The organism is Bacillus sp. WC2507 (assembly GCF_052656125.1).
Genome location: NZ_JBQXPN010000001.1, coordinates 550,049 through 563,606, shown reverse-complemented (window position 1 = coordinate 563,606; position 13,558 = coordinate 550,049). Strand labels below are relative to the sequence as shown.

Genomic DNA, 13,558 nt, shown 5'->3' with positions numbered 1-13,558 from the left:
TGTACGTGACAAGGACGAGATATGGCCAGCGTATGCCAAAATAAAAAGAGCCAGGTCCATAAAAAAATAAGGACCTGGCTCATAAAGGCATCATTATGTAAAGCCGTTAACTTCCCTACGCTGGTACGAGCCAGATCAGGTCCAAAGGGTTAAGAAGTTCACGCGCTTCTCTCTCAGCCTACGCATACGTTAGGCACCCCTAGTTTATCACTGATTTAATTTTCAATACTTTCCCATCATACACGATAATCTGAAAAATGAAAAGTTTATTTCTTTTGTTGTTTATGGAATCATCCACGTTAAATAATATGCCTGTACATACGTCATAATACCAACAATAATTACGAAGAATAAACTATGCTTCAATGTAAATCGGAACAGATCTGATTCTTTCCCAGCAAGTCCAACTGCCGCACAAGCGATCGCAATCGATTGCGGAGAAATCATTTTTCCTGTTACACCGCCCGTTGTATTTGCTGCAACGAGAAGTACTTCAGATACACCGACTTGCTGTGCTGTAATCGCTTGTAAATTCGAGAACAGTGCATTCGCTGACGTATCAGATCCTGTTAAGAACACCCCAATCCACCCCAAGAATGGTGAGAAGAACGGGAATAGTCCACCAGTTCCAGCAAGCGCTAACGCTAATGTAGATGATAAACCAGAATAGTTTGCGATAAATGCGAACCCTAATACGAATCCAATAGATAGAATTGGCATCTTAAGCTCATTTAGCGTTTCTTTAAAAGTCGCTACTGCATCTTTTGCACTCATTTTTAAAATAAAGATAGAAATGACACAAGCAATTAAGATTGCTGTTCCCGTTGCTGATAATACATCGAATTTCAAAATTGCCTCGTAAGGCGTCGGTTTATTTACAATTGGTTCTGCTTTCATTACTAAATTGTGCAAGCCTGGAACTTCAAACTTAAACACAAGGCTTTCCAATGCGCCGCCTGGAGCAAATAACGCTTTAAAGAAACTTTGGCTCCAAATAACTACCATGACAGTTAAAATAATGAATGGAGACCATGCTTTTACGACTTTTCCTACTGTTAGTTTCGGCATAGATGTCGCCGTTGTTGCCGCAGCTACTTCACTATTTGCTTGCCCCGATTGATAGATTTCTTTCGGCTGCCAAACTTTTAAGAATAGTGATAAACTCACTAAACTTACAAGTGCTGACGTAATATCCGGGAGTTCCGGTCCTAAAAACGTCGCTGTAATGAACTGCGTAATTGCAAATGAACTACCGGCTACAAATAACGCAGGCCATGTTTGTCTTACCCCTTTCAATCCATCCATTAAAAATACGATAAAGAACGGAACAAATAATGATAGAAACGGTAATTGATGTCCAGCCATTTGTCCGATTTTATGTGGATCAATACCTGTTACTTGTCCAGCCACTGTAATCGGAATTCCCATCGCCCCGAACGCTACTGGTGCCGTATTTGCAATTAAACAAAGACCCGCTGCATATAAAGGATTTAACCCAAGACCTGCAAGAAGTGCTGCCGTAATCGCTACTGGTGCACCAAATCCTGCTGCCCCTTCTAAAAATGCTCCGAATGAAAACCCGATTAAAATAACGAGTAAACGATGGTCATTCGTAATGGATAATACAGATGCACGAATCACATCGAATTGACCTGTTTTCACAGAAATTTTATATAAAAATACCGACATAATGATAATCCAAGCAATTGGCCATAGTCCGTATAAGAAACCATATCCGGTCGCTGCCATCGCCATCGTGAACGGCATTTTATAAGCGAATAACGCCACTAAAATTGTAAGTACAACTGTAATAAATCCTGCCACATACCCCTTCATGCGGAAAACTGCTAAAGCTAAGAAAAAAAAGATAATCGGAATAAGTGCGACCGCTGCCGAAATCCAAATGTTTCCGAACGGATCATAAACTTGTGTCCATGTGTTCATTGTTCTCTCCCCCTAAAGAATCCCCTTTTAAATAGAATAACCTCATCAACAGACTGTCAGGTCATCATACCTTTAAATCTAAAAATAAAAAACGTTTAAGAAAACGTTTTCAATAACTTTCATTTATACTGTACCATAACAATTTCCATTTAAAAAGATTTTTTTGAAAATTTTATTATTTAACAGAAAATCTTACAAAATCGTCACGTTCCTGTAATGTTCATCGATAGAAAGCTTGCCAAAACTATTGCATAATAATAGTATAACAACAGACATTATTCATGAGGTGATATATATGAACGGAAACAAAATATTAGCTGCTTTATCATACTTTAGTGTACTATTTGCCCCTATCTTATTCCCTATTATCGTTTGGATTGTAGGCGATGCTGAAACAAAACCACATGCAAAACGTGCTCTATGGACACACATTATTCCAAGTATCGCTACATTCATCGGCGTAACTATTTTAGGAATTATGGGTATCGGATCTGACCAGCCAGATGTAACACTGGGAATTGGAGCAATGATTGTCTTATGTATTTGCGGAATTATTAGCTTATACTACTTCATTTGGAACATCGTAAAAGGTATTAAAGTACTGAAAGCTTAAGTTTAAACAAACGTTTGATTAAAACGACACTATGACATGATAAATGAAATTTTATCGATGATACAACAAGAATAATCAACCTATTAATTAAGAAAAAACCGTCCCAAAATACCTTTTGGGACGGTTTTTTATCTTCTGCGTTTCTTCTTTTTTCTCATCATTTTCTTGCGGCGCGTATTCACTTTATCCGCTATAATGTGAAGCGTGCTTGCCACAACAATTCCCATTATGAACGTTACAATTTCAACCTCATGTTCCTTCGCAATTTCTATTAAATTCCCGTCAAGCACGATTACATTTAATAGGAATAAAAACGGAGAAAACACGATTAACATGTATGCAATACGAATCACATCACCAAGTATAATTGTATGTGTAAAGAAGGATCGATGCGGCATGACCTTCTTATACGGATACCAAAATATACGCAGGAATCCCCATTTATTATACGCATTACTATACGTATCTAAATCCGGCGTTAAAAATGAAGTACCTACTAAAAAGCCAATTGCAAAAGTTAATAAAAAATCAAAATTTGTTAATCCATACGAAAAGAGCATAAACAAAACAACCGGAAGGGATATTAAGTTTATTTTCGTATGCGTTCTTCCTGATGGCATAAAGCACTTCCTCGCTTACGTTCGCCCTGTCACCATATGACAGTTCTCACCTATTGATCTAATTTCTGATCGATAAATGATGTGTCTATATCCGAACCAAACCACTCTGCCAACTTCACTCGTGCCTTATCTTTCACCTCTTCATTGACGTATAACGATGCCTGTAATAGTGCGGCCGTCAACGCCCCTAAATCATCTGTATAACCAACTCCAGCAATGAAATCTGGGATGGCATCAATTGGTGCAATAAAATAAGCAAGTGCTCCAATCACAATAATTTTCACTCGCTTTGGAACATCAGGTCTTTGCAAAACGTAAAACAATAATAAACTTGCATAAATGACCGACTGTCCTGCTTGCTTTGCAACATGTTTTGCTTTCTTCCAAAACGCTTCAACTGAAAATTTTTGCCCCATGTGAAAGCCTCCCTATTTTTAAAAAGAAATAAGCTACAATATGTTATCAGTAAAAGTTCATCAAAATTACACACAATCTATCAATGAACTTTTATTGTAACAAATAAACCAAAAAAGAACAAGTGTTCGTTAATTTTTACATACTTCCCTTCATATAATGGGTTTCTATATAACCCCTTACCCATCGTCATTTCTTATTTCTCAACCAAAGAAATTTTCACTTTCACTTAACATTCTGTTCTATCTTTGTTATATTTTCTAGTTGACGGACATATAAACGAATGTTAAAGTTTTCTCTGGTAGTGACAAATCTCATACAAAAAATGTAAAATGTTATAGTGTTTCTCAGAAATGAATTTTGTTGTATAATACAGAAATGACGTTATGCTTATGAGCAGCACAAGAAACCAAAAGGGTATGCATAGTTATAGTCGTATATGGGTGAATATAGAACCTCTAATTATGGCCAAGAAAACTATGTATTTTTTATTTTAGCATTTTTCGCTCCAAAATCGACCAAGCCTGATAGAGAAAGGGTGGAAATGAATGAAAGAAACCTTGAAATCACAATTTCAAAATGTGCGTTTCACTGTATTCGTAGCTTTAGCTTTATGGCTGAAGACGTACCTTATTACACGCACAAGCTTCGATTTAAAACTTGAATCTTTCATGCAAGAATTCATTTTATTCCTTAGCCCATTAGCAGCATCATTACTGCTTGTTGGTCTTGCATTATTTGCAAAAGGGAAAAAACGTAACTATATAGCACTTGGAATTAATTTTGTCTTAACGATCGTTCTTGTTGGTAACGTAATGTTCTACGGATTCTACAATGACTTCGTTACTTTACCAGTACTAGGACAAACATCTAACTTTGGAAGTTTAGGTTCTAGTGTAAAAGAATTGTTTAACTACAAAATTATCCTTGCATTTGCTGATATTATCGTATTCTTCATTTTATTGAAGAAGATGAAAAATTTTGCACCGACAGAACGTGTAGCACGCCCAATGCGTTCCCTATACTTCGTGTCAACAATTGCTATTTTCTTCGCAAACTTAGGACTGGCAGAAGCTGAGCGTCCTGAACTATTAACACGTTCATTCGATCGCGTTATGCTTGTTAAAAACTTAGGTTTATATGTACACCAAGTGTATGATCTTGGCTTACAAGCAAAATCAAGTTCACAAAAAGCATTTGCTGACGGTAGTAAATTACAAGAAACAGAGAACTACGTAAAAACAACGCAAAGCAAACCAGATCCAAATATGTTTGGTACTGCAAAAGGGAAAAACGTAATTGTTGTCTCTCTTGAGTCATTACAAACATTCTTAATTGGTGCAACAGTTAACGGACAAGAAGTTACACCATTCTTAAACCAATTTACGAAAGAAAGTTATTACTTTGATAACTTCTTCCATCAAACTGGTCAAGGAAAAACATCTGACGCTGAATTCTTAGTAGATACTTCAATGTATCCACTAGACCGTGGTGCTGTATTCTTCACACACGGTAATAACGAATATACAGCAACTCCAGAAATTTTACGTGAGCAAGGATATCACACATCGGTATTCCACGCGAACAACGCAACGTTCTGGAACCGTAACATTATGTATCCGGCACTTGGTTATGACCGTTACTACAACGAGCTTGACTACAAGATTACGCCAGAAACAAAATTAAATTGGGGATTAAAAGATATCGAATACTTCGATCAATCTATCGATATGTTAAAAGAAGTGAAGCAACCGTTCTACACTCGCTTCCTGACGTTAACAAACCATTACCCATTCACTTATGATGAAAGCACAAAATTAATCGATGAATACAATTCTGGTGATGGCGTATTTGACCGTTACATGGTAACTGCTCGCTATTTAGACGAAGCAATGAAACACTTTATTGAGCGTCTAAAAGCAGAAGGTATTTACGACAACTCAGTTATCGTATTCTACGGTGACCACTATGGTATTTCTGAAAACCATAACCGTGCAATGGCACAGTTCTTAGGAAAAGAAGAAATCACTGCATTTGACCATATGAACTTACAAAAAACACCGATGTTTATTCACGTTCCAGGTCAAAAAGAAGGTAAAACAATTTCAAAACCAACTGGTGAAATTGACATTAAACCAACAATTCTAAACTTACTTGGTGTAGATTCTACAAATCAAGTTCAATTCGGTCATGATGTATTCTCACCAGAAAATAAAGGATTCGTTGTTCTTCGTGACGGTAGCTTCGTTACAGATAAGTACATGTACACGAACAGTACATTCTACGACCGTAAAACTGGCGAAGTTGTACAATTACCAAAAGAAGAATCTCAACCACTCATTGATCGTGCCCAAAATGAATTGAACATGTCTGACAAAATCATTGAAGGTGACTTACTTCGCTTCTCTGAGAGCAACAAGACCAAAACTGGTGAAGTAAAAACAGCTATTAAAGAAGAAAAGAAGAGCGCTGAGTAATCTCAGCCTCTTTTTTTTATATTTCTCCATATAATCACTTATATTCATTCACTTTAACATTACATAACCTTTACCAAATATTCACATGGAATTAACGAAACATCTCTATAATAAAATATGTAAACGAGGTTCTATATATTTCTTATCTCTCATCTTTACTAAGATCCCTTAAAGAAATGTGTGAATCGTTTATTTCTACTTTCTTATAATTGTCTTTCAATATGTTTTGTTTCCATACACAAAACATTCAATAAGACGATGTCCCTATGAAAGATAGCTAACCTCCTTGTGCAGCATTCCATAAGAATGTTGCTTTTTTTTATTTAAAAGCAGGATTCTTATTTCTTATTTTCGAATTTGTATATACAAAATGCTGTAAAGTGAAACTTTAATCAGTGGGGGGTGTTCACCCCACTGATTATCAGCCCTCACCAATCGGGCATTTACGGGCAGTTATTCGCCTGCTTCACTTCTTTGCCCCAGCTGAGTTTTTAAGTGGGAGTATTACTGCCCGTTAATGCGGGGTAAATCACTACTACTTCTCTACACTTTACAAATACATAGACGTCATATGTAAAGAATTACTCACATAAAAATTACTATAAGGACTTTATTCCGCTATTTGTACACAGAGCGAACGAATTAAAGCTTCATTTTACTTATGCACTTACGAAAGGATGGGACGAAAATTGGCATACGAAAAATTTGTACTATGGAATGATGCAGTTATTGATACAACAAAACATCACGCGTACATAGATTTTGAAGAAAGAGGCTTGCAGTTTGGAGATGGTGTCTATGAGGTTATTCGCCTATATAAAGGGAACTTTCACTTATTAGATCCGCACATCACAAGATTATATCGCTCGATGGAAGAGATAGAATTATCACTCCCTTTCTCAAAAGCAGAACTTATTATCCTACTTTACAAACTCATTGAAAGTAATAATTTCCACGAAGATGGAACTATTTATTTGCAAGTATCTCGTGGTGTACAAGCTCGTACCCATACATTCTCATATGACGTCCCTCCGACAATCTATGCCTATATTACGAAGAAAGAAAGACCAGCGTTATGGATTGAATATGGTGTACGTGCTATATCAGAACCAGATACACGCTGGCTACGCTGTGATATCAAATCATTAAATTTATTACCCAATGTATTAGCTGCTACGAAAGCTGAACGCAAAGGTTGTAAAGAGGCCCTTTTCGTACGAAATGGTACCGTAACTGAGGGCAGCTGTTCTAATTTCTTTCTCATAAAAAATGGAACTCTCTATACACATCCAGCCAATCACCTTATTTTAAATGGAATCATTCGTCAATATATCCTTTCTTTAGCGAAAACCCTTCGCATTCCGGTACAAGAAGAACTTTTCAGCATTCGTGATGTTTATCAAGCAGATGAATGCTTCTTTACAGGAACGACGATTGAAATTTTGCCGATGACTCACCTTGATGGAACTGCAATTCAAGATGGTCAAGTTGGCCCTATCACAAAAATGCTACAAAGATCATTTTCTCAAAGCTTGTTACAATCCAATATGTCATCTTCTTAAACACGTATAATTTCTATCCTTTCTGCATTCAATATATGTATTTAAATGGAAATCAAGGTATAGATTTATGCCTTGATTTTTTTTGTAATCTTTTTGTCATATTCAGATTACCGCATAAGTCTTGACAGTAATCGACATGCTCTTTAGAATTTTTAACAGTTGGTAAATATTTCTTCACTACATTACAGACAGAAAGGAATCGACAAATTATGAAAAAATACCTTGCCGGTCTTGCGGCAGTGTCTGTAGCAGGAGGAGCAGCACCTACACTTGATAGTGTTCAAGCTGCCCCTGAACAAAATACACAAAAAGCTGCTACAACTGTCCAAGCTTCAGCATCAAACAGCTCATCTTATACGGTAAACACTAGCGTATTACATGTTCGTGCAGGATCAAGTACTTCTCACGACATCATCTCGCGTGTTTATAACGGTCAATCACTAAACGTGATTGGCGAAGAAAATGGTTGGTTCAAAATTAACATTAATGGACAAACAGGATTTGTTAGTGGCGAATTTGTATCAAAAAATGGAGCAAGCAATTCTAATGTAAGTACAACAGGTGGAAACAATAAAGTTACTGCTGATGTATTACGTGTACGTACAGCTCCAAACACTTCTAGTTCTGTTTCAGGACGTGTATATGAAGGACAAGCTTTAAACGTAATTGGTCAAGAAAATGGTTGGGTGAAAATCAATCATAATGGGCAAGTTGGTTATGTAAGTAGCGAATTCGTATCTGGCGTTTCTTCTAATGCAGGTTCTTCAAACAACAATACGAATAATAACAACCAAGAATCTGTAAAACCAGCAAGCGGAAACTATACAGTAAATGTATCTTCCCTTCGTGTTCGTACAGGTCCTAGCACTTCTCATACAACTGTAGCTTCTGTTACAAAAGGACAAGTAGTACAAGTTGTTGGCGAAGTTCAAGATTGGTTCAAAATCAATTATGCAGGACAAACAGCTTACGTAAGCAAAGACTACGTAACAAAAGGCGGTTCTAGCGACAACGTTACACAAGGTAACAACCAAGATAACAAACAAGAACAAAATAATAATGTAACCGTTCAAACTGGTGGTACTTACGTTGTTAACGCAACATCTCTACGCGTTCGTACAGGTCCTGCTGCTTACCATAGTGTAATTGGTGGCGTGTTAAATGGTACTACATTAAACGTAGTTGGATCTGAAAACGGTTGGTTTAAAGTAAACTATCAAGGAAAAACAGGCTTCGTTAGTAGCGAATTTGTTAAGTTCGTTAAAGGTGGCACTGCTACTCCTGAACAACCGAAGCAACCTGAGCAACCAAAACAACCTGATCAAGGTGCAATTGGTGACTACTATATTAACGCTTCTGCATTAAACGTACGTAGCGGCGAAGGTACAAATTATAGAATCATAGGCGCACTTCCACAAGGACAGAAGGTTCAAGTAATCTCTGAAAACTCTGGATGGAGCAAAATTAACTATAACGGTCAAACTGGTTACATCGGAACACGTTACCTTTCTAAAACACCAGTTGGTGGCGCAGTAGATAATAAGCCTAACAACAACCAAAATAACAATCAAAACAATCAAAACAATAATACAGGTAATACTAGTGGCGACAGTTCTTCCATACTTGCATATGCAAAAGGAATGCAAGGCGTACCGTACGTTTGGGGCGGAACTTCTGCTAACGGTGTGGACTGCAGTGGCTACATCTACCACGTATTTAAGAAATTTGGTCATAACATTAGCCGTCAAAGTGTTGCGGGATATTGGGGTAGCCTACCACAAACTTCAAATCCACAACCAGGTGACTTAATTTATTTCAAAGACACTTATAAAGCAGGTCCTTCTCATATGGGTATTTACCTTGGAGGCGGATCATTTATCCAAGCCGGAGATAAAGGTGTTGCAATCGCTTCATTAAGTAACTCTTATTGGAAGAGTCATTTCTTAGGATACACGAAAGCACCTTAATTAATAGTTTCAAAGCCTTCTAGATTACTAGAAGGCTTTTTTTAGTATATGTCACCTATATCCCCAAAAAAATAATGTATCTATTTCCCTATTTCATACACCATATTCCACAAAAACAACCCATAACGTTATCATAATGTATATATTTACATAAAAAACATAACCTATTTCATGTGTATTTATTTTATATGTGTTTTTTCAAAGAATTTTCTTTTTATTTAAACTTTTCGTTAGACGTTTGACCTCCGATGTCCATTATGATAAGTTACTTAAGATGTTATATTCGTAAACGTATAGACAACTGGTTTATACACTTTTTTTACTATGAGGAAGGAGCATACACTGCATGAATCTTTTATGGGGAATTGGCGGCGTGATTGGAGTATTAGCAATTGCTTTCTTACTATCTTCCAACCGCAAAGCTATTAATTGGCGCACAATTTTAATCGCGCTAGCATTACAAATGTCATTTTCATTTATCGTATTACGATGGGATGCCGGAAAAGCAGGTTTAAAACACGCTGCAGACGGCGTTCAAGGATTAATTAATTTTTCTTACGAGGGAATTAAGTTCGTTGCTGGGGATTTAGTCAACGCAAAAGGCCCTTGGGGATTTGTTTTCTTCATTCAAGCACTACTTCCAATCGTATTTATTAGTTCATTAGTAGCGATCTTATATCATTTTGGTATTATGCAGAAGTTTGTTAGTGTCGTTGGTGGCGCATTAAGTAAACTTCTTGGAACTTCTAAAGCTGAAAGTTTAAACTCAGTAACAACTGTATTTTTAGGACAAACTGAAGCTCCAATCTTAATCAAACCTTACTTAGCACGTTTAACAAATAGTGAATTCTTCACTATTATGGTAAGCGGTATGACAGCTGTTGCCGGATCAGTTCTTGTCGGCTATGCAGCAATGGGTATTCCGTTAGAACACTTATTAGCAGCAGCAATTATGGCAGCTCCATCAAGTTTATTAATCGCGAAACTAATTATGCCAGAAACAGAAAAAGTAGATAATAACGTTGAACTTTCTACAGAACGTGAAGATGCAAACGTTATTGACGCAGCGGCACGTGGTGCATCTGAAGGTATGCAACTTGTTATTAACGTAGCAGCAATGTTAATGGCTTTCATCGCATTAATCGCTTTATTAAATGGCTTATTAGGATGGGTTGGTTCTTGGTTCGATATTAAACTGAGCCTTGATTTAATCTTCGGTTACTTACTATCACCATTTGCAATCTTAATTGGGGTTTCTCCAGGTGAAGCGATACAAGCAGCAAGCTTTATCGGTCAAAAACTTGCAATCAACGAATTCGTTGCATACGCAAACTTAGGACCACACATGGCAGAGTTCTCTGACAAAACAAATCTAATTTTAACATTCGCAATCTGTGGATTCGCAAACTTCTCTTCTATCGCAATTCAATTAGGTGTAACAGGAACGCTAGCTCCTACTCGCCGTAAACAAATTGCACAATTAGGGATTAAAGCAGTTATCGCTGGTACATTAGCGAACTTCTTAAATGCAGCAGTTGCAGGTATGATGTTCCTATAAAATGACGTAAAGTCTCCTCTTTCTAAAGAGGGGACTTTTTATTATTACGTTTACTTTTTTTGTATATATTAAATACTTTATGCCGAAATATAAGAACATTATGATACAATAATTAGTAAGTCTGTTTATTTTTTCTTACCAAAGAGGGATACTACTTATTGTTGCTCTCTCAAAAAGAATCTAGTCATCCGGTCTATTTCTTAATAATTGCGTATACTACAAGTATCCTTGCATGAATTATCTTTAAGGAGGAAAGTTTTGTGAAAGATAACTTCTATAAAGTCCTCTCTATGTGGGTTTTACAAATTTTATTTTATTTTACAACTGTACATGTAACGCAATATGAGCATGCTCTCATTTTTACAATTATATATGTAATGGTTAATGTACTATTTCTATTTTTGCCTGATAAGACTGCATTTGTTCTCTTCATATTAGGAACTATTGTTTCGGTGTTCTACCTATTCTACCAAGCATGGCTTTACTTATGGAGCACATCAGAACAATGGCAATACATTATTACTCACTTCCTAATGGCAGCAAACTTCTTCATCGTATATATCTCAACTCATTTATTAAAGAAGGTTATTCATGAAAATAAAGAATTAACCGAACGTGTGAGAACGTTAGAACAATACATTGGAGAATCAAAATTATTAACAAGACAAGAATTTGAAAGACGACAAGCATTATTAATAAATGCAATGAATCGTCGTAATGAAACAGGCGTTATGATTTACTTTGACTTCACTTCCTTTAGTAAATATACGAAGGAAAGTGTTATGGACCGTGTAGCTTCATTATTAGTTGAAACGGTAAGAGCTGACTTTGACCTTGTTGCTGAGTATGATAACAACACATTAGTCATTTTATTACAAAATACAAATGAAGCTGGTGCCGATATTGTAATGAACCGTCTACAACCCAAAATGGAAAAATGGCTTGCAGCTGAAGCAATTCAAGACATTAAGATTCAACGAGAACAAATCGCTACAAAAGGACCGACAGTATTATGATGACACTCGTTATACTCCTTTTATTCCTCCTGTTTTGCGTACTCGTTTTTTGGATTAGCATCACATTTTCAATTAAATATGTGCTTATTTTTACAGCCTTTCTGTTCTCTGGCTTACTCGTTTACTACTCTTTCTTAACACTTGCGGGCTTAGTTCACCGAAATAGGAAACGGAAAGATCGTACGTTAGAACATTATCCAAGTGTCGACATTTTAATACCTGCCCACAATGAAGGCGTAGTGATTAAAGATACTTTAGAGGCGATGGCGAAGATTGAATATCCAGGCAAACTAACTGTTTATTTATTAAACGATAACTCTCAAGATGAAACACCTGAAATCGGTGATGATTTTGACAAAGCTTATGCTCATATTCGTCACATTCGTGTTCCGGCGGGTGAACCAAAAGGAAAATCGCGTGTACTAAACTATGGTCTGAGTATTTCAGATGGTGAATATTTCTGTGTGTATGATGCAGATAATCAGCCTGAACCAGATGCATTGCGAATGCTTGTAGAACATGCTGAAACAACCGAAGATGCTGTTGGAGCTGTTGGTCACGTTCGTACTGTAAATGAAAACAGAAACTGGCTAACACGAATGATTTCCTTAGAATTTCAAATCTTCCAGCTCCTTATGCAATCCGGACGCTGGTTATTATTCCAAACAGGTTCACTGACAGGAACAAACATGCTTCTTCGTCGCTCTGCATTAGAAGAACTTGGCGGCTATGACCCTTATGCAATTGCAGAAGACGCTGAATTAACATTACGAATTACACAAAAAGGCTATCTCTTACCAATCGTTCCAGAATCTATTACATGGGAACAAGAACCGGAGCATTTAAAAATCCTTATTAAGCAGCGTACACGCTGGCTCCAAGGAAACTTGTACATTTTAGAAAAAATGTTTTCTTCATTAAGTTTCTTTAAAGGAAAGCTTCTCGTCCATTCCTTACAACAAGTTTTAGTGTATGTTGTATTTTGGCTATTCTTAATCATTTCAAACGTTTGGTTCGTAATTGGGTTACTCGGTATATTCCAAATTCAATATAGCATTCCGCTACTATTTATGTGGTATGTCGCATATATTACATATGTTTCTCAATTATTTAGTGCCCAGAGTGTGGAACGAACCTTTACACCAACTAATATTTTTATTAGTGTTATCATGTACTTTACGTACGCACAGCTCTTTACGTACTTATTCATTCGTAGCTTAATTTTATACTTACGTGCAAAGAGCAAGAAACAAGTCATTGGCTGGGATAAAACAGTTCGATTCAAAAAAGAAAAGTAAAACTTTAATCAGTGGGGGTTCTCCCACTGATTTTTATTTACAAAATAAAAATCAGCACAGAGCGCCGTAAGCTCTGTGCTGATTTATTG

At 36.6% G+C, this 13,558-nt stretch carries 10 protein-coding genes and 1 riboswitch; of the genes, 7 read left to right on the top strand and 3 right to left on the bottom strand.

What is annotated here, in order from left to right:
* Positions 1–95: 95 nt before the first annotated feature.
* A riboswitch (TPP riboswitch) is annotated at positions 96–211 on the bottom strand.
* A 71-nt stretch (positions 212–282) separates the two neighbouring features.
* A complete protein-coding gene (gene lldP / locus ACUN28_RS02975) occupies positions 283–1,944 on the bottom strand; it encodes an L-lactate permease (RefSeq protein WP_016085543.1) in 1,662 nt (553 codons plus the stop codon).
* A 295-nt stretch (positions 1,945–2,239) separates the two neighbouring features.
* Here lldP and ACUN28_RS02970 point away from each other — a divergent pair, with 295 nt between their 5' ends.
* Complete coding sequence (locus ACUN28_RS02970) at positions 2,240–2,557, top strand: DUF4870 domain-containing protein (RefSeq protein ID WP_001014097.1); 318 nt, start codon at positions 2,240–2,242, stop codon at positions 2,555–2,557.
* A 128-nt stretch (positions 2,558–2,685) separates the two neighbouring features.
* On the opposite strand, the gene ACUN28_RS02965 is transcribed toward ACUN28_RS02970, so the two are convergent.
* Both ACUN28_RS02965 and ACUN28_RS02960 read right to left on the bottom strand, forming a co-directional pair.
* Positions 2,686–3,177 (bottom strand): metal-binding protein, encoded by a 492-nt coding sequence (locus ACUN28_RS02965; RefSeq protein WP_016085542.1) that lies wholly within the window; start codon positions 3,175–3,177, stop codon positions 2,686–2,688.
* Positions 3,178–3,227: 50 nt separating this feature from the next.
* The gene (locus tag ACUN28_RS02960; protein ID WP_016085541.1) at positions 3,228–3,593 is read right to left on the bottom strand and encodes a YkvA family protein; all 366 of its coding nucleotides are present in this window, start codon (positions 3,591–3,593) and stop codon (positions 3,228–3,230) included.
* Positions 3,594–4,139: 546 nt separating this feature from the next.
* On the opposite strand from ACUN28_RS02960, the gene ACUN28_RS02955 reads away from it, so the two are divergent.
* The 6 genes from ACUN28_RS02955 to ACUN28_RS02930 all read left to right on the top strand — a co-directional run bounded on the left by ACUN28_RS02955 (position 4,140) and on the right by ACUN28_RS02930 (position 13,469).
* On the top strand, positions 4,140–6,068 hold the full coding sequence (locus ACUN28_RS02955; protein WP_016085539.1) for an LTA synthase family protein: 1,929 nt from the start codon (positions 4,140–4,142) through the stop codon (positions 6,066–6,068).
* 677 nt (positions 6,069–6,745) lie between these two features.
* Positions 6,746–7,630 (top strand): D-amino-acid transaminase, encoded by an 885-nt coding sequence (locus ACUN28_RS02950; RefSeq protein WP_098405290.1) that lies wholly within the window; start codon positions 6,746–6,748, stop codon positions 7,628–7,630.
* Between the two features lie 209 nt (positions 7,631–7,839).
* Positions 7,840–9,597 (top strand): C40 family peptidase, encoded by a 1,758-nt coding sequence (locus ACUN28_RS02945; RefSeq protein WP_016085537.1) that lies wholly within the window; start codon positions 7,840–7,842, stop codon positions 9,595–9,597.
* A 346-nt stretch (positions 9,598–9,943) separates the two neighbouring features.
* Complete coding sequence (locus ACUN28_RS02940) at positions 9,944–11,155, top strand: NupC/NupG family nucleoside CNT transporter (RefSeq protein ID WP_016085536.1); 1,212 nt, start codon at positions 9,944–9,946, stop codon at positions 11,153–11,155.
* 260 nt (positions 11,156–11,415) lie between these two features.
* Positions 11,416–12,171 carry a GGDEF domain-containing protein gene (locus ACUN28_RS02935; RefSeq protein WP_098405446.1) on the top strand — a complete coding sequence of 252 codons (756 nt, stop codon included), beginning with the start codon at positions 11,416–11,418 and terminating at the stop codon, positions 12,169–12,171.
* On the top strand, positions 12,168–13,469 hold the full coding sequence (locus ACUN28_RS02930; protein ID WP_016136050.1) for a glycosyltransferase family 2 protein: 1,302 nt from the start codon (positions 12,168–12,170) through the stop codon (positions 13,467–13,469). The genes ACUN28_RS02935 and ACUN28_RS02930 overlap by 4 nt, the downstream gene beginning before the upstream one ends.
* Positions 13,470–13,558 lie beyond the last annotated feature (89 nt).